Raw genomic sequence first — 20,671 nt, forward strand, 5'->3', positions numbered from 1 at the left:
AGCCCGGGTACGGCAAAAAGCCGGTCCACCCTCGGGTGGACCGGCTCAGTGCAGCGAACCAGGCAGTGGCCGCGCGCTCAGCTGTAGCGTCAGCGCGAGACCTTGCCGGCCTTGATGCACGAGGTGCAAGCGTTCACGCGCTTCGGCGTCCCGCCGACCACGGTACGCACACGCTGGATGTTCGGGTTCCAGCGGCGGGACGTACGGCGGTGCGAAAACGAGATGTTGTTGCCGAAGCCCGGCCCCTTGCCGCAGACGTCGCAGTTGGCAGCCACGGGTCACTCCAAAGACTTCAGATGCACTTACGGTTAATCCCGGCATGCCGGGATCGAGATCCTAAGACCTGAGATCTTGAGTGGCGTTGCCAGGGGAACGGCCCGATCAGATCGGGCAACCGGAGCAGCATACAACGGCTGCGCCCGTACAACGAAACTACCATGGCAGCTCAGGGCCCCGCTCCCGGCCCTCTTCCGGTGGACGGGGTTCCTGGGTCTACGCTGCGACCACGTTCAGCCAGCAGGTCAGGGAGGCGCAGGTGGCGCAGGTGCCGCAGACATTCCTCGATGCTCTCGCGGTGCGTACCTGGTGCGGTCTGGCGCTCGGAGCGCTCGGCCGCGCGCGTGAGGAGATCGACGCGATCAACGTCTATCCGGTGGCCGACGGCGACACCGGAACCAATCTCTACCTCACCCTGGAATCGGCGGCCACGGCCGTGGAGGCGGTGTTCGCCGGGTACGGGACGGGCGCGGGGGAGCCCTCCCTGGCGGACGCCGTGCACGCGATGGCCCACGGGGCGCTCATCGGGGCCCGCGGCAACTCCGGGACGATCCTGGCGCAGCTGCTGCGCGGCATGGCGCAGGTGCTCGCCGACGACACCGGGCGAGAGACGCCCCAGATCGGCGGCGTGGCGCTGCGGCGGGCGCTGCGACGGGCCGCCGACTCGGCCCGGCAGGCCGTGGCCCACCCCGTCGAGGGCACGGTGCTGACCGTCGCCTCGGCCGCCGCCGAGGCCGCCGAGGAGGCCGAGGGCGACTGCGGCACGGTCGCGCGGGCGGCCTACGACGGCGCGCGTACGGCACTCGCGGCCACTCCGGGCCAGCTGCCCGTGCTCGGCCGGGCCGGGGTGGTCGACGCGGGCGGACGCGGGCTCGTGGCGGTGCTGGGGGCGCTGGTGGAGGCGTTCACGGGGGAGGCGGTGCGGGAGGCTCCGGCGGCGTGGGAGAGCCTGGCGGTGCCGGAGAGCTCGGAGACCTTGGCGGTACGGCAGACCCCGCAGACCCTGGTCGCCGGTGAGGACACGGACGCGATTTCCGGCGGGCACGCGCGCGTGGGCGGGCACACGCGCGTGCAGGGCATGTCCGACGCCGGCCGGTGCGCCGACGCCACCGACGCCGACGGGCCCGCCTACGAGGTGATCTATCTCCTGGAGGCGGGCGACACGGCCGTGGCCCGGCTCCGGGAACGCCTCGACGCGCTCGGCGACTCCCTGGTCGTGGTCGGCGGCGACGGGCTGTGGAACGTCCATGTGCACGTCGACGACGCGGGCGCCGCCGTGGAGGCGGGCGTGGAGGCCGGACGGCCGTACCGGATCCGGATCACCCACTTCGGGCTCGGGGACGTGCACACGGGCGGCGAGCGGCCCCCGCGCGAGCGCGCCCAGCGGGCCGTGGTCGCCGTCGTGCCGGGCGAGGGCCTGGCCGGGCTGTACACCGAGGCGGGCGCCACGACCGTGCTCGCGCGCCCCGGGGAGCCGCCCGCCAGCGGGGAGCTGGTGCAGGCCGTACGGCGGGCCCACGCGCGCGAGGTGGTCCTGCTGCCCAACGACGCCGAGTTGCGCCACACGGCCGCGGCGGCCGCCGAGCAGGCCCGTGCCGACGGCATCCGGGTGGCCCTGATCCCGACCCGCTCGGCGGTCCAGGGCATCGCCGCGCTCGCCGTGCACGAGCCGGAGCGCCGGTTCGACGAGGACGTGGTCCAGATGACCGCGGCGGCGGGCGCCACCCGGTACGCCGAGGTCGTCGTCGCCGAACACCAGTCCTGGACGACGGCCGGCATCTGCCAGGCCGGGGACGTGCTCGGGCTGATCGACGGCGACGTGGCGGTGATCGGCGCCGACGTCACCGCCACCGCCGCGACCGTCCTGGACCGCATGCTCCAGGCCGGCGGCGAGCTGGTCACCCTCGTCGTCGGCGACGAGGCCCCCGAGACGGTCGCCGAGCACCTCGAGGCCCGCGTGCGGGAGTCCTACCTCGCCGTGGACACGGTCGTGTACCGGGGCGGCCGGCAGGGGACCCTGCTGCTTATCGGCGTGGAGTGACCCCGCGCCTCACTGTTCCGGCCCGAGCATCCCGGTGGCCTCCGCCCGCCGCGCCCGGACGGTCCCGTCCTCGTCGTCGGCACCCGCGTAGGCCGCGAGCACGGCACGCGCGCGTGCCGCCGCCTCGGCGGGCCGGCCGAGTTCGGCCGCCAGGCGGCCGGCGGCGAGTTCGGCACCGGTACGGTCGTGCAGCCCGTCCGCGCCCAGCGTGCCGAACAGCGCGGCCGCCCGGTCCATCTGGACCAGCGCCGCCTCGAACAGGCCCTGGACCACGCCGCCTTCGGCTTCCTCGTCCTGCTCGTCGTCCTCCTCGTCCTGCTCGATCGCCGTGCGGGTCAGCAGGTCGCCGAACTGGTGGTGGGTGTGCGCGAGTTCGTCCGTGAGCTGTTCCCGGGACACCGGGTCGGCCGCGGCCTCCCGCGCCCGTTCGCACGCGCGCACCGCCTCCGCCATCAGCTCCCGTGCGCTCTCCGATCGGCCGTTCCCGCGCAGGGCCAGCCAGCCGCGGGCACGCAGCGAACGGACGAGGAAGGCCGGGTTGCCCAGTGCGCGCCACAGTTCACCCGCCCGCGCGTAGGCCCGGTCGGCTTCCTCCGGCAGACCGGCCTTGCCCAGCGACTCGGCGGCGAGGTGGGCGAGCGTGGCGTGATCCTGCTGCTCGGGCCAGTGCCGGGCGGTCTCGGCCGCCCGCAGCCGGTGTTCGGCCGCCGCCCGGTGCTCGCCGAGCTCGCCCAGACAGTCCCCGAGCCACCACCGCGCCTGTACGACGGCCCCGTCCCCGTGCGTCTCGGCGGTCAGGTCGGCCAGCGCCGACTCCAGCACCTCGGCGGCCTCGGCGAACCGCCCCTGCCGCAGCAGGAACCCGCCCAGCTGCTGCCGCGCCCAGGCGCCCAGCGTGCCGCTCTCGCCCGCCTCGTCGGCCCAGTGCGCGGCCTCCAGCGCGTGCTCGGCGGCCTCGGCGATCCCACCCCGGGCGCCGACGACCTCGGCGAGCTGCAGATGCAGCTGGGCCCGCCCGACCGGCTCCACGTACGGCCCGCCGTGCTCCAGCGCGGCCCGCAGAGCCCGCTCGGCCCCGGCCGGGTCACCGGCCTGGTGGGCGAGCGCGGCGACCTGCGCCTCGTACTCCACGGAGAACCACGGCAGCCCGGCGCCCACGTACGCGTCGGCGGCCCGCCGGAACAGCTCCGCGGCTCTCCCTGCGTCCCCGCGCAGCCCGGCAAGCTCGGCCAGCATGCCCCGCGCCTCCGCGGCCCGAGCGGCCAGCCGCACATCGTCCGCGCCCCGCCCGCCGACCAGCGCCAGCACCTCACCCACGGCCTTCTCGACCCGCACGAGCCCACCCCGCACCCGTTCCTCCGCGGACCCGCCGGAAACCGGCTCACCGGGCCCGCTGTCCCCGGTCCCGGGCCGATGGGCGGCTGTCTCGTGGGAGGGCGGCCCGCTGGGCAGGCCGTCCTCGGGCCCTGGCCCACGGTCGGCCGGTTCGCCGGAGGCCGGCCCGCCGGGTGCACTGTCCTGGGGTCCCGGCCGATGGGTGCCCGGCTCACCGGGCCCGCTGTGCCCGGGCCCCAGCTGATGGGCGGTGGGCTCGCCGGGGGCCGGCTCGCCGGACCTGTTGTCCCCGGGGCCTGGCCGGGGGGCGGCTGCCTCGTCGGTGATAGGCGCGCCGGGCACGGCGTCGTCGGGCTTCGGCCGAAGGGATGCCGCTCCGCCAAAGGTCGCTCCGCCCGGCAGCAGGCCCTCGCGCTCCGGCTCGTCCGAGGCCGGCGCCTGGACCGTGGACCGAGGGGCCGCACCGGTCGTGTTCGGGGCCGGGTCCTCCAGCACCGGCGTTCCCCCGTGGGCGTACCGCATCAGGATCCGGGCCCGGCTCATCAGCACCGACGCCGTCTGCCGTACGTCGGTGGCCTCCTCGGCGTACAGGGCGAGCGCCTCGTCGTACAGGCCGTTGACCGTCGCCAGTGCCGTGTCCACATCGCCCGTCAGCGCGCGGACGTACGCTGCACGCGCGCGTGCCGCCAGGGCCTCGCCGAGGTCGCCCGCTTCCGCGTACAGGGCCGCTGCCCGCTCGAACAGCTCGATGCCCGCAGGGCCGCGGGACATCGCCTCGTGGTCGGCGAGCTCCGCGCGGTCGCGCGGCTCCAGCTCCCTGCCGTGCGCGGCCCGCGCGACCGCCGCCCACGCCTGAAGCGCGTGCGGCTGCAGGGTGTCCGACAGCCGCCGTGCCTCGGCGAGCAGGGCCGCCAGGTCGGGCTCGCCGGGCCCCTCCGGCGGCGGGGGTGCGGCCACCGGTGCCGGCACGGGGCGCACCGTACGCACGCCCAGCGGCAGCCGGTCCACCAGTGGCCGCTGGGCCATACGCGCGCGTGCCCGGTCGCCGACGTTCGACGTGCCGTTGCGCCGGTCGAACCGCTCGGCCAGTTCCTGCGTCTCCACGCGCGCGTGGGCGGCGAGTTCGCTCGCCGTCCAGGTCCGCCCGGCCGGCCCCGGCACCCGCTGCCCGCCGAGGCCCAGCTCGGTCAGCCGGTCCATGAGCAGCGTCACCACCGCCGTGAACTCCAGCCGGCTGCGCGGATGCCCGGTGTCCGTGAAGTAGGCGGGCCGCTCGGCGAGCAGCTCCAGTGCGCGCGCCTCGTTCCCGGTCAGCGCGCAGAACTCCACATGGTCGGCGTACGCGCCGCGCATCGACTCCATCGGGCGGACGAGGCGCAGGCCCCGCAGATGGTTCGCGCGCGCCTCGTCCACGCGTCCCAGCCGCAGCAACGGGGCCAGCGAGGAGGCGAGCACGGTGTGCGGTTCGTGCGCGCACGCGAACTCGCCCTCCAGCACCGGCCGCCACAGCTCGAGCGCCTCCTCGTCCTGCCCGCGCTCGACCTGCCAGACGCCCTGCCCGTGCAGCTCGCAGGCGTGACAGTCGGCCATCTCGTCGCGGTCCGCGGCGAGCCACGCGGTGTACGCCCGCTCCGCCCGCGTCACGTCCCCGATGTGCGCGGCCACGCTGAACTCCGCGCCGCGCACGGCTCGTTGGGAGTATCCGGCGAGCCGGTAGCGGTGCTCCATCTCGCCGAGCCACTTCTCGATCGAGGCGAGCGGGATGTGCGGCTGGCCCAGCATGCCCGCCGACATCCACTTGTAGACCCAGTGCAGCGAGTGCGCCTCGTACGCGTCGAAGTCCTCGGGCCGTTCGTCCCACATGCGCAGCAGCCGCGCGAACGGGACGAACATCTTGTCCTTCTCGGAGCTGTAGTTGTAGACCTTCAGCTGGTGCCCGAGCGCCTCGATGACGGCCAGCGGGATGCCGAGGCCCTCCGCCGCGGCGAGCAGCTGCTCCGCGCGCGCGTTGCGGGCCGGGCCCTCCGGCTGCTCGGAGTTCTCCGCCATCGCCCGGCGCAGCGCGTCGAAGTCCGTGATCCCGCTCATCGCCCGTCACCCTCCCCATGGGTCGCCCACTCCAGCAGGCCGATGAACGCCCGGTTCAGCAGCGCCGAGTCGGCCGGCCTGAGGGGGCGCTGCGCCATCAGCAGGGCCTGCCCGTACAGCGACTCGGTGGCGGTGCCGATCAGTTCCGGGTCCTTCAGTGAACCGATGCGCCGCACCAGCGGGTTGAGATGGTTGAGCACCAGACGCGCGCGTGGTGCGCTGCCGCGCAGCGAGCCGAGGATGCCCGCCCACAGGTCGCCGGCCTGCTCCTCGGCCGCCGCGCGCGCCTGCTCGTGCCGCGCCGCCCGGTCGTCCAGGTGCAGTGCGGGCACGGACAGGGGGTGGAAGGCCCGTAGGACGACGTCACAGCCCAGCGGGTCCAGCTTCGCCCGCGCGGCCGCCAGGAAGCCGGACAGGGCCAGCTCCTCTCCGGGGTCGATCGCGTCCAGGTGCGCGGTCACGGTGTCCGCGTCCAGCTCGGCGACCACGGTCCCCGGCCGCACCGACGGCAGCGCCTCGACCAGCTCGCCGTCGTACGTGTAGCCGCCGTTGACCACGCCGACGCCCTGCGCGGAGGCGATCGGCGCGACCTGACGGTACTCCTCGACGGTCCGCGTGAAGTGCACGACCGGGTGCCGCTGGGCGAATTCCTCCAGGGACAGCTGCCCGTCGGTCGTCTCGAACGGCAGCCAGGGCAGCATGGTGCGCAGCATCTCGCGGTCGTGCCGGGCGAGGGACTTCACACCCAGGTGGTGTACGGCGAGGAAGGCCGTGAGCCGCTCGGGATCACCGGCGGCGAGCCCCGTGAGCCAGGAGCGGATCCTTTCCCCGAGCGCCTCGCGCACCGCGGCCAGCGTCTCGTCCTCGTACAGCGACTCGCGCGAGGCCGTCGGCCGCAGGCTGTCGGTGTCCAGCACGCAGCGCACGAAGAACGCCCAGTCGGGGAGCAGCTGTTCGGCCCGCTCGGTCAGCAGCATGCCCTTCAGGTGCAGCCGGTGGCTCGCCCGCTGGGCGGGGCTCACGGCCGACGGCAGTACGTACGCAACCCCGCGGATGCCGGCCAGCGGCACGTCCAGGTCGATCGAGTCCAGAGGGGTGAACCCGAACAGCTCGTGACAGTGCCGGGCCAGCGCCACCCGTCTGCGCGCAGGGCTCGGATACGGCCGGTCCCAGGGCGCGGGCAGATCGGTGACCGGCTCCTCGCCCACCCGGACGTCGTACGGCAGCAGCGTGCCGAAGTCGCGGGCCAGGGTCAGCACCCGCTCCGGCGCCAGCCACTCGGCCGACCCGGGCCGCGCGGTCAGGTGGACGGTCGTGCCGGGCTCGGGCCGCGCGGAGTCGGGCAGCGTCCGCACGGTGTACGAGCCGTCGTCGCACGCCGTCCACTCCACCGGCGGCGCGCCGGGCGTTCGCGCGCTGCGGCTGACCACCCGGATCCGCTCGGCGACCACGAAACAGGCCAGCAGACCGATGCCGAACTGGCCGAGGAAGTCCGAACGGGCCTCCTGCAGGCCCTCGGCCCGTTTGGAACTGCGCCCGATGGTGGCCAGCAGGTCGTGCACGTCCGCCTCGGTGAGCCCGATCCCGCTGTCCTCCACCCGCAGGCCGCCGTCCGCCGGGTGCAGCCGGACCAGCGCCGGGGCGTCCGGCTCCGCGGCCCGCCGTGCGGTGACGGCGTCCACCGCGTTCTGCAGCAGCTCGCGCAGGTAGACCTTGGGACTCGAGTAGAGGTGATGGGAGAGCAGGTCCACCAGACCGCGCAGGTCGACCTGGAACATGTGAGGTGGGTGAGGTCGGTGAGGTGACTGGGATGCCTGGGATGACTTCGGGGTCTGGGAGTCCATCGTCACTGCGCCGGAGGGGGAGTGCGTGCGGCGCGGGGTCGGGCGGTCCCGGCGGGGCGGTGACCGCAGGGGATGGCCGGAGCGCGCCATCCTAGAGCCGGAACAGTCCGGCCGACCAGGGGTTTCCCCGCATTGTCAGTGCCGTGGTGTGCAATGGATCTCGTGCCCGCACTGCAAGAACCACTGAAGCAGCCACTGAAGTCGGTGCTCGGCCCCGCCACCGCGAAGGTGATGGCCGAGCACCTCGGCCTGCACACCGTCGGCGACCTCCTCCACCACTACCCGCGCAGATACGAGGAGCGCGGCCAGCTCACCCGACTCGCCGACCTCCCCATGGACGAGCACGTCACGGTGGTCGCCCAGGTCGCCGACGCGCGCCTGCACAGCTTCGCCTCCGCCAAGGCCCCCCGCGGCAAGGGCCAGCGTCTGGAGGTCACGATCACCGACGGCAGCGGCCGGCTCCAGCTGGTCTTCTTCGGTAACGGCGTCCACAAGCCCCACAAGGAGCTGCTGCCGGGCACCCGCGCGATGTTCGCCGGAAAGGTCTCGGTCTTCAACCGTCGCCTCCAACTGGCCCACCCGGCCTACGAGTTGCTGCGGGGCGACACCGACGAGACGGTGGAGAGCTGGGCCGGCGCCCTGATCCCCATCTACCCGGCCACCGCCAAACTGGAGTCCTGGAAGATCGGCAAGGCGGTGCAGACGGTGCTGCCCACCGCCCAGGAAGCCCTGGACCCCCTCCCGCCGTCCCTGCGCGAGGGCCGTGGCCTGGTCCCGCTCCCCGAGGCCCTGCTCAAGATCCACCGCCCGCACACCAAGGCGGACATCGGCGACGCCCGCGCCCGCCTGAAGTGGGACGAGGCCTTCGTCCTCCAGGTCGCCCTGGCCCGCCGCCGCCACGCGGACACCCAGCTCCCGGCCGTCCCCCGTCGGCCGAGGCCCGACGGCCTCCTCACGGCCTTCGACGACCGCCTGCCCTTCACCCTCACCGACGGCCAGCAGAAGGTCTCCAAGGAGATCTTCGACGACCTCGCCACGGAACACCCGATGCACCGCCTGCTCCAGGGCGAGGTCGGATCGGGCAAGGCTCAGCCGCTGGACTCGCTCGTGCTCACGCCCGACGGTTTCCGTCGAATGGGAGACGTGAAAGCAGGGGATGAGGTGATCGTGCCGGACGGGGAGGTCGCGCTGATCGACGGCGTCTTCCCGCAGGGAGAACGCGACGTCTGGCGTCTGGTCCTGTCCGACGGGAGTTCGGTGGAGTGCGACGACGAACATCTCTGGATCGTCGGTACGAGCCGTGAGTGGCACCGGGGCCGGACACCCGAGATCATGACGACTCGGGAGATCCGCCTTGACACGTTCAAGGCAAACGGATCCGCGAAGTGGTACGTCCCGGCTGCAGCCCCCGTCGACCTCGGGGGCGACTCGAATCTGCCGATGGATCCCTACCTGTTCGGCCTCCTTCTCGGAGCCGGCTCCTTTCGCCACAACCTGCGTCTGTCCACGATCGACGACGAGATCCGCGGTGCCGTGGCAGCCGCCGTGGCGCCGGCATGCCGGTTGGTGCCGGTGTCGGGCTCCCGTTGTGACTACACGATCCAGCTCACACGACGTGTCGGCGGGGCCCGGAATCCAGCGATCCAAACCCTGCGCGATCTGGGGCTGTGGGACCTGACCTCACACGACAAGTTCGTTCCCGACGTGTTCAAGAACACGTCGATCAAGAACCGTCTCGGTGTGCTCCAGGGGCTTATGGACACCGACGGCACCGTTCACACGGGCGGCTTCAGTGCCTCGTTCTGTTCCGCCTCGCGCAGGCTCGCGGACGACGTCGCCTGGCTGGTGCGCTCCCTGGGAGGCCGGGCGCGGGTCCTACCGAAGCGGGCCGAGTTCAACGTCTCCGTTTCCCTGCCCGACCCCTACGCTCCGTTCAGGCTGAGGCGCAAGGCTGAACAGGTAGGCCCCCGGCCGAAGCACAACACCTTCCGACGCGGAATCCGCGCAGTCGAGTACGTGGGACGAAAACCGGTCCAGTGCATCAGCGTCGCCCACCCGAGCCATGCCTACGTCACCGACAACTTCACGGTGACCCACAACACCATGGTGGCCCTGCGCGCCATGCTCGCCGTGGTCGACGCGGGCGGTCAGGCGGCCATGCTGGCGCCCACCGAGGTGCTCGCCCAGCAGCACCACCGCTCGGTCACCGAGATGATGGGCGAGCTGGCCGAGGGCGGCATGCTGGGCGGCGCGGAGCACGCCACCAAGGTCGTCCTGCTCACCGGCTCCATGGGCGCCGCCGCCCGCCGCCAGGCCCTGCTCGACCTGGTCACCGGCGAGGCCGGCATCGTCATCGGCACGCACGCCCTGATCGAGGACAAGGTCCAGTTCCACGACCTCGGCCTGGTCGTCGTCGACGAGCAGCACCGCTTCGGCGTCGAACAGCGCGACGCCCTGCGCGGCAAGGGCAAGCAGCCCCCGCACCTGCTGGTCATGACGGCCACCCCGATTCCGCGCACGGTCGCCATGACGGTCTTCGGCGACCTGGAGACCTCCGTCCTCGACCAGCTCCCCGCCGGCCGCTCCCCGATCGCCAGCCACGTGGTCCCGGCCGCCGACAAGCCCCACTTCCTCGCCCGCGCCTGGGAGCGGGTCCGCGAGGAGGTCGGAGGCGGCCACCAGGCGTACGTCGTCTGCCCCCGCATCGGCGACGACATCGACGAGGCGGCCGACCCGAAGAAGGCCCAGCAGAAGTCCCCCGAGGACGAGGCGGAGAAGCGCCCGCCGCTCGCGGTCCTGGACGTCGCCGACCAACTGGGCCGCGGCCCCCTGCAGGGCCTGAAGGTGGAGGTCCTCCACGGCCGTATGAACCCGGACGACAAGGACGCGGTGATGCGCCGCTTCGCGGCCGGCGAGACGGACGTCCTGGTCGCCACCACGGTCATCGAGGTCGGTGTGAACGTCCCCAACGCCACGGCGATGGTGATCATGGACGCCGACCGCTTCGGCGTCTCCCAGCTCCACCAGCTCCGCGGCCGCGTCGGCCGGGGATCGGCCCCCGGCCTGTGCCTCCTGGTCACCGAGATGCCCGAGGCCGGCGCGGCCCGCCAGCGCCTGAACGCCGTCGCCGCCACCCTCGACGGCTTCGAGCTCTCCCGCATCGACCTCGAACAGCGCCGCGAGGGCGACGTCCTCGGCCAGGCCCAGTCCGGCGCCCGATCCTCCTTGCGCGTCCTCGCGGTCATCGAGGACGAGGAGGTCATCGCGGAGGCGAGGGAGGAGGCGACGGCCCTTGTGACCGCCGATCCCGAGCTGGAGCGACTGCCGGGTCTCCGTACGGCGCTGGACGCCCTGCTGGACGAGGAAAGGGAGCAGTACCTGGAAAAGGGCTGAGGCGGAAGCGCCGAGGGGGCGCGGGGCCGTGCTCCGTCTGCGGCTACCGCCGCGCGGGCGCGACCAGCCACAATGAACGTAAAGCCGCCCACGAAGAAGGACCCCACATGACCCGCGTGATCGCCGGCAGGGCCGGCGGACGGCGCCTCGCAGTACCCCCCGGCACCGGAACCCGGCCGACATCGGATCGCGCCCGCGAAGGTCTCTTCTCCACCTGGCAGTCCCTCCTGGGCGGCCCCCTGGACGGCGAACGAGTCCTCGACCTCTACGCCGGCTCGGGCGCCGTAGGCCTGGAGGCCCTCTCCCGGGGCGCGAGCCACACGCTCCTCGTCGAAGCGGACGCTCGCGCAGCCAGAACGGTCCGCGAGAACGTCAGGAACCTCGGCCTCCCCGGCGCCGAGGTGCGAGCGGGCAAAGCGGAACAAGTGATCAGAACCGCACCCCCCGCGGCGCCGTACGACCTCGTCTTCCTCGACCCCCCGTACGTTGTCACAGATCACGATCTTCGCGAGATTCTGCTCACACTCCACTCGGAAGGCTGGCTCGCTGAGCAAGCGCTCGTCACCGTGGAGCGCAGCACCAGAGGCGGCGAATTCCGTTGGCCGGACGGCTTCGAGGCGATCAGGTCCCGTCGCTACGGCGAGGGAACGTTTTGGTACGGTCGCGCCGCCTCTACGTGCGAAGACGCACGATGACCGGACCGGAGAGCGAGGGATCACAAGTGCGCCGCGCCGTCTGTCCCGGGTCGTTCGACCCGATCACCAACGGACATCTCGACATCATTGCCCGAGCCTCCCGTCTGTACGACGAGGTCTACGTCGCGGTGATGATCAACAAGTCCAAGAAGGGCCTGTTCGAGATCGAGGAGCGGATCGAGCTGATCCGCGAGGTCACCGCCGACTACGCCAACGTCCGCGTCGAGGCCTTCCACGGCCTCCTCGTCGACTTCTGCAAGCAGCGCGACATCCCCGCCATCGTCAAGGGCCTGCGCGCCGTCAGCGACTTCGACTACGAGCTGCAGATGGCCCAGATGAACGTCGGCCTCACCGGCGTCGAAACCCTTTTCGTGCCCACCAACCCCACCTACAGCTTCCTCTCCTCCTCGCTGGTCAAGGAGGTCGCGGCCTGGGGCGGCGACGTCTCCCACCTGGTGCCCGCCCCGGTGCTCGAGGCCCTGAACAAACGCCTGCGCAAGGTCTGATGGGACCGATGGGACTACAGTCGTCCCGTCCGTCTCCATCCCGGCTGTAGAGAGTGGCGAGCACAGGTGGACGTGCAGAAGAAGCTCGACGAGATCGTCTCCGCGGTCTCCGGCGCCCGGTCCATGCCCATGTCGGCGTCCTGCGTGATCAACCGCGCCGAGCTGCTCGCGATGCTGGAGGAGATGCGCCAGGCCCTGCCCGGCTCCCTCGCGCAGGCGCAGGAGCTGATCGGCGACCGTGAGCAGATGGTCGAGCAGGCCCGTCAGGAGGCCGAGCGGATCATCTCGAACGCGCACGCCGAGCGCGGGTCGCTGATCTCCGACACCGAGATCGCCCGCCGCTCCCAGGCCGAGTCCGACCGGATCCTCGCCGAGGCCCGCACGGAGGCCGAGGAGGTCCGCGCCGAGGCCGACGACTACGTCGACTCCAAGCTCGCCAACTTCGAGGTCGTCCTCACCAAGACCCTCGGCTCGGTGGGCAGGGGCCGGGAGAAGCTGCTCGGCACGGGCCCCGGCCTGGACGAGAACGGCTACGAGGACGAGGACGCCCCCGAGCGCAGTCACGACCCGGAGACCCTGCGCCACAACGCCGACCGGTACGTCGACGTCAAGCTGGGCGCCTTCGAGGCGGTCCTCGCCAAGACCCTGGAAGCCGTCGGCCGCGGCCGGCAGAAGCTGCACGGCCGGATCGCCACGGACGACCTCGGCGCCCTCGCCGACGACACCACGACCTTCCAGCACTCCAGCGACGCCGACTACCTCGCCGACCTCGCCGCCCTCGCCGAGCAGGACACCCCGGCCGAGCGCCCGGACCGGCAGCAGCAGCCGCAGCAGCCGTCGTACGACCCGCAGCCGGCCTACGCGTCGTACGAGCAGCAGCAGCCCGATCCCTACGGCGGCTTCCCGCAGCAGCCCGCCTACGGACAGCAGGACCCGTACGGCTACCAGCAGGCCGACCCGTACGCGGCCTACCAGGGCTCCTACGACCCCCAGCAGGCCGCCTACGACCCCCAGCACGCCCAGCAGCCCCAGCACGCCCAGCAGCAGGGCTACGCCCTGGACGAGACCAGCCTCTTCGACACGAGCATGATCAGCGCGGAGCAGCTGCGGGCGTACGAGCAGGGGCGCGGTCTGCAGTGACGCACCGGATTGGGCCCTGAGCGAAAGGTCCAGTATCCTGGCTCTTCGGTCGCGCGTACGTCCGCGATCACCGCTGCCCTCGACATCGACGGGCGGCGGCCCTCCGAGCTCGAAGATCGAAAGCAGGAATGGCCTCCAACGCCCGCCTCGACCACCGCAACCCCCTCGTGTTCGACACGCACGAGCTGGGTCGGCGTCCTGGCGCGCTGCAGCGCCTGACCCGCACGATCGACGCTCCCGCCGATCTCGGCATCCAGGGAGTCATCGGAGTGCCGGAAGGCGCCCCGGTGGAGCTCGAACTCCGGCTCGAGTCGGTCATGGAAGGGGTGCTCGTCACAGGCACCGCCCGTGCACAGGCCGAGGGGGAGTGCGTAAGGTGTCTGGAGCCGGTCGGGCTGGAGCTCGAAGCGGACTTCCAGGAACTGTTCTCGTACCCTGACGCCGACGACCGGGGCCGCGTGATCGCGGAACCGGGCGACGACGCCGAGGACGACGAGGACAGGTTCTTCCTCGAGGACGGACTCTTCGACCTCGAACCTCTGCTGCGCGATGCGGTGGTGCTCGCACTGCCGATGCAGCCGGTGTGCCAGGAAGACTGCCCGGGCCTGTGCTCCGAGTGCGGAGCGCGGCTCGCGGACGACCCGGACCACCACCACGACGCCGTCGACATCCGTTGGGCGGCATTGCAGGGACTCGCCGGTTCACTCGAAGACGGCGAGAAGGACGAGATGAGCGGCGCCGAAGCGGGCGTCGACGAGAAGCAGGAGAAGTAGCCGTGGCTGTTCCGAAGCGGAAGATGTCGCGCAGCAACACGCGCCACCGCCGGTCGCAGTGGAAGGCTGCGGTCCCCACCCTGGTTGCGTGCGAGCGCTGCCACGAGCCCAAGCAGCAGCACATCGCGTGCCCGTCTTGCGGCACCTACAACAAGCGCCAGGTCCTCGAAGTCTGAGTGGGCTGGTGAGAGGCACTGTGTCCAGTCCCAAGAAGGCGGAAGACGCCAAGGCGGACGCACCCGCCAAGAAGAAGGCGGACAACCAGGCCTCGTCCCACACGCTCCTGGAAGGGCGGCTCGGCTACAAGGTCGAGTCCGCCCTTCTGGTGCGCGCGCTGACCCACCGTTCCTACGCGTACGAGAACGGCGGTCTGCCGACGAACGAGCGGCTGGAGTTCCTCGGTGACTCCGTCCTCGGACTCGTCGTCACGGACACGCTGTACCGCACCCACCCCGACCTGCCCGAAGGCCAGCTGGCCAAGCTGCGGGCCGCGGTGGTCAACTCGCGTGCGCTGGCGGAGGTCGGCCGCGGCCTCGACCTGGGCTCCTTCATCCGGCTCGGCCGCGGTGAAGAGGGCACGGGCGGCCGGGACAAGGCGTCCATCCTCGCCGACACCCTGGAAGCGGTGATCGGCGCGGTCTATCTCGATCAGGGCCTCGACTCGGCGTCCGAGCTGGTGCACCGGCTCTTCGACCCGCTGATCGAGAAGTCCTCGAACCTCGGTGCCGGCCTGGACTGGAAGACCAGTCTCCAGGAGCTCACCGCGATCGAGGGGCTCGGCGTGCCCGAGTACCTCGTCACGGAGACCGGTCCCGACCACGAGAAGACCTTCACTGCTGCTGCCCGCGTCGGAGGCGTCTCGTACGGCACCGGCACCGGCCGCAGCAAGAAGGAGGCGGAGCAGCAGGCCGCCGAGTCCGCCTGGCGGGCCATCAAGGCCGCCGCGGACGAGCGCGCCAAGGCGGCCAAGGAAGCGGCCGCCGCGGACGCCGAGGCGGTCAAGGCGGCCAAGGAGGCCGCCGCCGAGGACGGCGATCCGGCAGCCGGACAAGCCGCCGCCAAGGACGGCAACCCGTCGTCCGCTCCCGCCTGACCCACAGCAGTACCGAGCGCCCGCCCCGCCGTTCCCGACGGGGCGGGCGCTCCGCTCGTCCACCGCTTCGTACGGGGGGTCCCGATGCCCGAGTTGCCCGAGGTCGAGGTCGTACGGCGCGGTCTCGCGCGCTGGGTCGCCCACCGCACCGTCGCCGAGGTCGAGGTGCTGCATCCGCGCGCCGTGCGCCGGCACATCGCGGGCGCCGAGGACTTCGCGCACCGGCTCAAGGGACACCACATCGGCATGCCCAGCCGCCGCGGCAAGTACCTGTGGCTGCCGCTGGAGGAGACGAACCAGTCCGTGCTCGCCCACCTCGGCATGAGCGGCCAGCTGTTGGTGCAGCCGCACGAGGCACCCGACGAGAAGCACCTGCGCATCCGGATCCGGTTCGCCGACTCCCTCGGCACCGAACTCCGCTTCGTCGACCAACGCACCTTCGGCGGGCTGTCGTTGCACGACAACACCCCTGGCGGCCTGCCCGACGTCATCGCGCACATCGCCCGTGACCCCCTCGACGAGCTGTTCGGGGACGAGGCGTTTTACCTGGCACTGCGCCGCAAGCGGACCACCATCAAGCGGGCCCTGCTGGACCAGTCGCTGATCAGCGGCGTCGGCAACATCTACGCGGACGAGGCGCTGTGGCGCGCCCGCATCCACTACGAGCGCCCGACGGCGAACTTCACCCGTCCCGTCACGACCGAACTCCTCGGCCACATCCGGGACGTGATGAACGCCGCCCTCGCCGTGGGCGGCACCAGCTTCGACAGCCTGTACGTCAACGTCAACGGCGAGTCGGGCTACTTCGACCGGTCCCTGGACGCGTACGGCCGCGAGGGCGAGCCCTGCAGGCGGTGCGGCACTCCGATCCGCCGCCGTCCCTGGATGAACCGGTCCAGCTACTTCTGCCCGAAGTGTCAGAGGGCGCCGCGGGTCTCGTCGTAACGCTCCCGTGCCGCGAGGACGTCGTCCATGGCGTCCTCCACGCAGTGGATGAGCGCCAGCAGCCGCTCAGCCACCTGCCGGCCCAGGGGAGTCAGCCGGTAGTCCACGCGCGGCGGGTTGGTCGGCTGCGCCTCGCGGTGCACCAGGCCGTCGCGCTCCAGCGCGTGCAGCGTCTGGGACAGCATCTTCTCGCTCACGCCGTCCACGCGGCGGCGCAGCTCGTTGAAGCGCAGCGAGCCCTCGTACAGCGCGCCGAGCGTCAGTCCGCCCCAGCGGCCCGTGACGTGCTCCAGCGTGCCGCGCGACGGGCAGGCCTTGGCGAAGACGTCGTAGGCGAGGTCGTCGTGGTCCTGGGCGGTGGCACTCATACCGGCGGTCATGGCACAAGGGTACGCCCGCACAGCGCTAACCACCAGGTTGCACTAACTCATGGTTAGTGCTTTCCTTGGGTCACTACTTCCGAGCTGCCCATTCGAGGAGTCTCTGTGACCACCCCTGTCGTTTCCATCGCCTACCACTCCGGCTTCGGCCACACCGCCGTCCTCGCCGAGGCCGTCCGTGCCGGTGCCGCCGGCGCGGGTGCCGAGGTGCACCTGATCAAGGTCGACGAGATCACCGACGAGCAGTGGGAGACGCTGGACCGCTCCGACGCGATCGTCTTCGGCTCGCCCACCTACATGGGCACCGCCTCCGGTGCCTTCCACGTCTTCGCCGAGGCGACCTCCAAGCGCTGGTTCGGCCAGGACTGGAAGGACAAGCTGGCCGCCGGCTTCACCAACTCGGCGTCCAAGAGCGGCGACAAGCTGCACACCCTGCAGTTCTTCCAGACGCTCGCCGCCCAGCACGGCATGACCTGGGTCAACCTCGGCCTGCACCCGGGCTGGAACGCCAGCACCGCCTCCGAGAACGACCTCAACCGCCTCGGCTTCTTCTCCGGCGCCGCCGCCCAGAGCAACAACGACGAGGGTCCCGAGGGCGTCCACAAGGCCGACATAGCCACGGCCGAGCACCTGGGACGCCGGATCGCTCAGACGGCCGAGGTGTTCACGCGGGGGCGCGCGGCCTGAGGGCTCGGTGACGGTTCAGGGCGGAGGGCCGCCGGCAGTCGGCGGGCGCGAGGGGATCGCCGTACGCGGCACCCTCGCCCGGACCGTCTCAGTACGCGAAGAAGTGACAGGCCGGGTCTCTGACCTGCGGCCGTGTAATCGATCAACGCTGCGACCTGCGACTTAGCTGTCGGTGGTTGTCAGCGTTGGTCGTCGTTGAGCGCCCTTCGACGGCCCCGGGACGGCCCGGCGAAGCTAGAACGGCCGGAACGACTCGTGCGTCCACGAAGCCAAGGCTCGTCTCGAAGTCGGGTGTGAGCTTGTGACAAGATCGCGGGATGCTACGACTCACCGATTTCATTATCGACTGCCCGGACACGATGAAGCTGGCGGCCTTCTACTCCGAGGTGACGGGCCGTCCGATCAAGGAAGGCAGCTCCGAGGACTGGGCTGGCATCCAGTTCGGCGAGATCGAGCTGGCATTCATCCGGGTGGACGACTACCGCGCTCCGCAGTGGCCCGACAGCGAGCACCCCAAGCAGTTCCACCTCGACTTCGAAGTGGACGACATCGAGTCCGAGCAGCGCCGCGTCCTCGACCTCGGCGCGACGCTAAGGCAGGACTTCATAGGCCCCAACGGCTACGGCTGGCAGGTCTACACCGACCCGATCGGCCACCCCTTCTGCCTGTGCCGCAACAAGGGCGTCATCTGGACCGACCAGGGCCCGATCTGGCCCAAGCGCGACTAATCAGCCGCCCACTTCCTCACCCACCACTCTCCCCAGCTCCCCGCGCACGCCCCTACGGACCCGCACCCGCGTACGGCGCCCCCTCCATCCCGGTGCCGGCCGATCCCCCGCCGGAGGCATGTTCTTGATCGGGCCGCGATATGCGGTGATCGACTCATGGCCACCGGCCCTATCCACGTGGGCGCGCGTCGGCGCAGCGTATGACGGCCAGGCGCCGCTTGGCTTCCTGGTCAAGCGGCGGGGTGGTGGGGGTGGACTTCGGCATGTGGATCTCCGTAGTGATCGAAGACCCAGGTGTCAACGGTGATCGTCAGTTTTAGAGCCGAGTTCCAGAAGCGCGGCTCCGTGCACTTCCACGCGGTGGTGCGGCTCGAGGGTCCGGACGGCCCGGACACCGCCCCGCCGGCATGGGCCACGGTGGCGCTCTTGGACGATGCCATCAAGGCCGCCGCCGCTCGTGTCTCCGTTCCGGTCCCCGCCTCCGATGGCCACCCGGCCCGCGTCCTGCGGTGGGGTCTCAGGTCGACGTGCAGCCCATCGGCGCGCTCGGGCATGAGGAGCTGACGGAACAGGCCGTGGCCTCCTACGTGGCCAAGTACGCCACGAAGGCCGCCGAGACCACGGGCACGGTGGACCACCGCATCAGGGAGCTCTCCGAACTCGATCGGCTGCCGCTGCCCGCCCACACTCGGCGCTTGATCGAAGCGTGCTGGGGCCTGGACGATGCCTACCCGGAACGGCTGCCGGCCCGCTGGGCTCACATGCTCGGCTTCCGAGGGCACTTCTCCACCAAGTTCCGCCGCTACTCCACCACCCTCGGCGCCCTCCGCCAGGTCCGCGCCGACCACCGCGCCCGGCAGGAACGCCGCGAACGCGGGCTCTCCGAAGACCTCGACGACACGGAGGGCTCCACGCTCGTGCTCGCCCACTGGACCTACGCCGGACAGGGCCACACACCCGGCGAATCCTGGCTCGCCGCAACGATCGCCCGAGACATCCGCCTGAACCGTGAGACAGCACGCGAAGCCCTGGCAGACGTGGACGACTGGGAGGTCTGCGCATGAAGCGTCCGCTCCCTTCCCGCTACCTGACACCGATCGACGTTGCTGACCTGCTCGGCGTGCCGGTCGAGACCGTCTACCAGTGGCGGCGCAAGGGCACTGGCCCCCGTGGCTTCCGCGTCGGCCGGCATCTCCGCTTCGACCCGGAAGATGTACGCGCCTGGGTCGAGTCCCTGATGGAAGGGGCCGCCTGATGGCCGGACACATCCAAGACCGCTGGTACAAGACGGAGGCCGGGCCCCGTCACACCTTCGGCTCTGGCTGCGGACACTGGAGGATCGTGGGCTTTCCGCCGGGTACCGGCGCGGCATCTTCGCCCATGTCTCCACGGTCTTCACCCCTGCCGTCGAGGACCGGATCATCCGGTCCAACCCGTGCAGCGCTCGGTCCGTGCGTGCGCCGCGCCTGGAGCCTCGCAAGGTCAAGCCGTGGCCTGCCGAACGCATCATGGCGGTGCGCTCGGCGCTGCCGGACCGCTATCAGGCCCTCGTCAACGTCGCGGCCGGGTGCGGTCTGCGTCAGGGTGAGGCCTTGGGCTTTGCCGTGGAAGACGTGGACTTCCTCGGGGGAGTGGTGCACGTCGTACGGCAGGTCAAGCTACTTCGGCTGAACCGGCCCGTGTTCGGCCCGCCGAAGGGCGGCAAGGAGCGTGACGTTCCCCTGCCGGAGTCCGTCGCCTTCGCGCCGGCTAGTCACCTCAAGCGCTACCCGGCCGCGAGGATGACCCTGCCGTGGAAGAGCCTCGACGGGCCGCCGGTGACGGCATCGCTGATCTTCACCGGCTCCATGGGGCTGGCGCTGGACCGGAACCGCTTCAACCATCGCGTCTGGCGGCGGGCACTTCGGGCCGCGGGCGTCGAGACCGGGCGGGACAACGGCATGCACGCGCTGCGGCACTTCTATGCCTCGGTGCTGCTGGACGCGGGGGAGAGCATCAAGGCTCTCAGCGAGTACCTGGGCCACCATGACCCCGGCTTCATGCTGCGGACGTACACGCACCTGATGCCGTCGAGTGGGACCCGGACCCGGGCCGCCGTGGATCGCGTCTTCTCGGAGGAGGAACCCACGGCTGACGGCCCGGACACGGCCCAGGAGGGTGCTTAGCCGTCTGACCTGCGGCTATCTCAATACCCGAAGTCCTGCGTCCACCAAGGCCCGCCCGGGCCGAAGTGGACGCCGACGCCGAGGGTCTTGAAGTCGCAGTTCAGGATGTTGGCGCGGTGGCCGGCGCTGTCCATCCAGGACTGCATCACGGCCGCCGCGTCGGCCTGGCCGCGCGCGATGTTCTCGCCGCCGAGGCCGGTTATCCCCGCCGCCGCGGCCCGGTCCCACGGCGTCTTGCCGTCCGGGTCGGTGTGGTCGAAGAAGTCCCGCGCCGCCATGTCGTCGCTGAACGACTCGGCCAGCCTGGTCAGCGAGGAGTTCACGGTCAGCGCGCTGCAGCCGACCTTCGCCCGCTCCTCGTTGACGAGCTTCAGCACCTCCGCCTCGGTGGCGTCGGCCTTGGCCACTGCCGCCGGCGCGGCACTCGTCCTCGGCGCCTTGGACGCCGTACTCGACGGGGTGCTCGTCGGCTTGCCGTCCGGCGTCGCCTGCGACGTCGGCGTCCCCCACGCCCACTCCCTCCACGCAGCGAAACGACCGGCCCGTCCGGCGAAGGCGACATCAGCGAGCGAGGACATGGGC

At 71.6% G+C, this 20,671-nt stretch carries 18 protein-coding genes and 1 pseudogene; 14 read left to right on the forward strand and 5 right to left on the reverse strand.

Annotated features, from left to right (window positions below; genetic code table 11):
* Positions 1-89: 89 nt before the first annotated feature.
* Complete coding sequence (gene rpmB / locus ACWGJ5_RS06855) at positions 90-275, reverse strand: 50S ribosomal protein L28 (RefSeq protein WP_009190838.1); 186 nt, start codon at positions 273-275, stop codon at positions 90-92.
* A 260-nt stretch (positions 276-535) separates the two neighbouring features.
* On the opposite strand from rpmB, the gene ACWGJ5_RS06860 reads away from it, so the two are divergent.
* Positions 536-2,317: a DAK2 domain-containing protein gene (locus ACWGJ5_RS06860; RefSeq protein ID WP_453308703.1), complete on the forward strand. Its 1,782-nt coding sequence runs from the start codon at positions 536-538 to the stop codon at positions 2,315-2,317.
* Positions 2,318-2,326: 9 nt separating this feature from the next.
* On the opposite strand, the gene ACWGJ5_RS06865 is transcribed toward ACWGJ5_RS06860, so the two are convergent.
* The gene (locus ACWGJ5_RS06865; protein WP_453308704.1) at positions 2,327-5,740 is read right to left on the reverse strand and encodes a tetratricopeptide repeat protein; all 3,414 of its coding nucleotides are present in this window, start codon (positions 5,738-5,740) and stop codon (positions 2,327-2,329) included.
* Positions 5,737-7,584 (reverse strand): HSP90 family protein, encoded by a 1,848-nt coding sequence (locus ACWGJ5_RS06870; RefSeq protein WP_453308705.1) that lies wholly within the window; start codon positions 7,582-7,584, stop codon positions 5,737-5,739. Before ACWGJ5_RS06870 ends, ACWGJ5_RS06865 begins: the two co-directional genes overlap by 4 nt.
* Positions 7,585-7,737: 153 nt before the next feature.
* Between ACWGJ5_RS06870 and ACWGJ5_RS06875 the strand changes: the two genes are divergently transcribed.
* The 8 genes from ACWGJ5_RS06875 to mutM all read left to right on the forward strand — a co-directional run bounded on the left by ACWGJ5_RS06875 (position 7,738) and on the right by mutM (position 16,129).
* Entirely contained in the window at positions 7,738-10,977 is a 3,240-nt protein-coding gene (locus ACWGJ5_RS06875) for a helicase-related protein (protein ID WP_453308706.1), read from the forward strand.
* Between the two features lie 107 nt (positions 10,978-11,084).
* Positions 11,085-11,672, forward strand: coding sequence for a 16S rRNA (guanine(966)-N(2))-methyltransferase RsmD (gene rsmD, locus ACWGJ5_RS06880; RefSeq protein ID WP_453308707.1), 588 nt, complete (start codon positions 11,085-11,087; stop codon positions 11,670-11,672).
* Between the two features lie 26 nt (positions 11,673-11,698).
* Positions 11,699-12,178: a pantetheine-phosphate adenylyltransferase gene (coaD, locus tag ACWGJ5_RS06885; RefSeq protein WP_453308708.1), complete on the forward strand. Its 480-nt coding sequence runs from the start codon at positions 11,699-11,701 to the stop codon at positions 12,176-12,178.
* A gap of 66 nt (positions 12,179-12,244) precedes the next feature.
* A complete protein-coding gene (locus ACWGJ5_RS06890; RefSeq protein WP_453308709.1) occupies positions 12,245-13,318 on the forward strand; it encodes a cell division initiation protein in 1,074 nt (357 codons plus the stop codon).
* Positions 13,319-13,446: 128 nt separating this feature from the next.
* Positions 13,447-14,091 (forward strand): YceD family protein, encoded by a 645-nt coding sequence (locus tag ACWGJ5_RS06895; protein WP_228622997.1) that lies wholly within the window; start codon positions 13,447-13,449, stop codon positions 14,089-14,091.
* A gap of 2 nt (positions 14,092-14,093) precedes the next feature.
* A complete protein-coding gene (rpmF, locus tag ACWGJ5_RS06900) occupies positions 14,094-14,267 on the forward strand; it encodes a 50S ribosomal protein L32 (protein WP_003951102.1) in 174 nt (57 codons plus the stop codon).
* A gap of 8 nt (positions 14,268-14,275) precedes the next feature.
* Positions 14,276-15,184, forward strand: coding sequence for a ribonuclease III (rnc, locus tag ACWGJ5_RS06905; protein WP_453308710.1), 909 nt, complete (start codon positions 14,276-14,278; stop codon positions 15,182-15,184).
* Between the two features lie 84 nt (positions 15,185-15,268).
* Positions 15,269-16,129 (forward strand): bifunctional DNA-formamidopyrimidine glycosylase/DNA-(apurinic or apyrimidinic site) lyase, encoded by an 861-nt coding sequence (mutM, locus tag ACWGJ5_RS06910; protein WP_453308711.1) that lies wholly within the window; start codon positions 15,269-15,271, stop codon positions 16,127-16,129.
* Here mutM and ACWGJ5_RS06915 read toward each other — a convergent pair.
* Positions 16,102-16,497: a winged helix-turn-helix transcriptional regulator gene (locus tag ACWGJ5_RS06915; protein ID WP_453308729.1), complete on the reverse strand. Its 396-nt coding sequence runs from the start codon at positions 16,495-16,497 to the stop codon at positions 16,102-16,104. The genes mutM and ACWGJ5_RS06915 overlap by 28 nt on opposite strands.
* 117 nt (positions 16,498-16,614) lie before the next feature.
* Between ACWGJ5_RS06915 and ACWGJ5_RS06920 the strand changes: the two genes are divergently transcribed.
* From ACWGJ5_RS06920 to ACWGJ5_RS06940, 5 genes and pseudogenes are all read left to right on the forward strand, one after another.
* Complete coding sequence (locus ACWGJ5_RS06920; protein ID WP_453308712.1) at positions 16,615-17,196, forward strand: flavodoxin family protein; 582 nt, start codon at positions 16,615-16,617, stop codon at positions 17,194-17,196.
* Positions 17,197-17,513: 317 nt separating this feature from the next.
* A complete protein-coding gene (locus tag ACWGJ5_RS06925) occupies positions 17,514-17,924 on the forward strand; it encodes a VOC family protein (protein ID WP_453308713.1) in 411 nt (136 codons plus the stop codon).
* 321 nt (positions 17,925-18,245) lie between these two features.
* A pseudogene (locus ACWGJ5_RS06930) lies at positions 18,246-18,988 on the forward strand (replication initiator); the annotation flags it as partial.
* On the forward strand, positions 18,985-19,179 hold the full coding sequence (locus ACWGJ5_RS06935) for a helix-turn-helix transcriptional regulator (RefSeq protein ID WP_031167282.1): 195 nt from the start codon (positions 18,985-18,987) through the stop codon (positions 19,177-19,179). The pseudogene ACWGJ5_RS06930 and the gene ACWGJ5_RS06935, both read left to right, overlap by 4 nt.
* Before the next feature lie 196 nt (positions 19,180-19,375).
* Positions 19,376-20,089 (forward strand): tyrosine-type recombinase/integrase, encoded by a 714-nt coding sequence (locus tag ACWGJ5_RS06940; protein ID WP_453308714.1) that lies wholly within the window; start codon positions 19,376-19,378, stop codon positions 20,087-20,089.
* A gap of 20 nt (positions 20,090-20,109) precedes the next feature.
* On the opposite strand, the gene ACWGJ5_RS06945 is transcribed toward ACWGJ5_RS06940, so the two are convergent.
* Positions 20,110-20,671, reverse strand: a 562-nt coding sequence (locus ACWGJ5_RS06945) for a CAP domain-containing protein (protein ID WP_453308715.1), incomplete at its 5' end; no start/stop codon positions are given.

The organism is Streptomyces sp. NPDC054783 (assembly GCF_053611725.1).

Bases quoted from the DNA above. Each gene is read 5' to 3' on its own strand.
- mutM (WP_453308711.1), top strand. From the start codon at position 15,269: ATGCCCGAGTTGCCCGAGGTCGAGGTCGTACGGCGCGGTCTCGCGCGC.
- ACWGJ5_RS06870 (WP_453308705.1), bottom strand. From the start codon at position 7,584: ATGGACTCCCAGACCCCGAAGTCATCCCAGGCATCCCAGTCACCTCAC.
- ACWGJ5_RS06875 (WP_453308706.1), top strand. From the start codon at position 7,738: ATGGATCTCGTGCCCGCACTGCAAGAACCACTGAAGCAGCCACTGAAG.
- rsmD (WP_453308707.1), top strand. From the start codon at position 11,085: ATGACCCGCGTGATCGCCGGCAGGGCCGGCGGACGGCGCCTCGCAGTA.
- ACWGJ5_RS06935 (WP_031167282.1), top strand. From the start codon at position 18,985: ATGAAGCGTCCGCTCCCTTCCCGCTACCTGACACCGATCGACGTTGCT.
- ACWGJ5_RS06925 (WP_453308713.1), top strand. From the start codon at position 17,514: ATGCTACGACTCACCGATTTCATTATCGACTGCCCGGACACGATGAAG.
- ACWGJ5_RS06895 (WP_228622997.1), top strand. From the start codon at position 13,447: ATGGCCTCCAACGCCCGCCTCGACCACCGCAACCCCCTCGTGTTCGAC.
- ACWGJ5_RS06865 (WP_453308704.1), bottom strand. From the start codon at position 5,740: ATGAGCGGGATCACGGACTTCGACGCGCTGCGCCGGGCGATGGCGGAG.
- ACWGJ5_RS06915 (WP_453308729.1), bottom strand. From the start codon at position 16,497: ATGAGTGCCACCGCCCAGGACCACGACGACCTCGCCTACGACGTCTTC.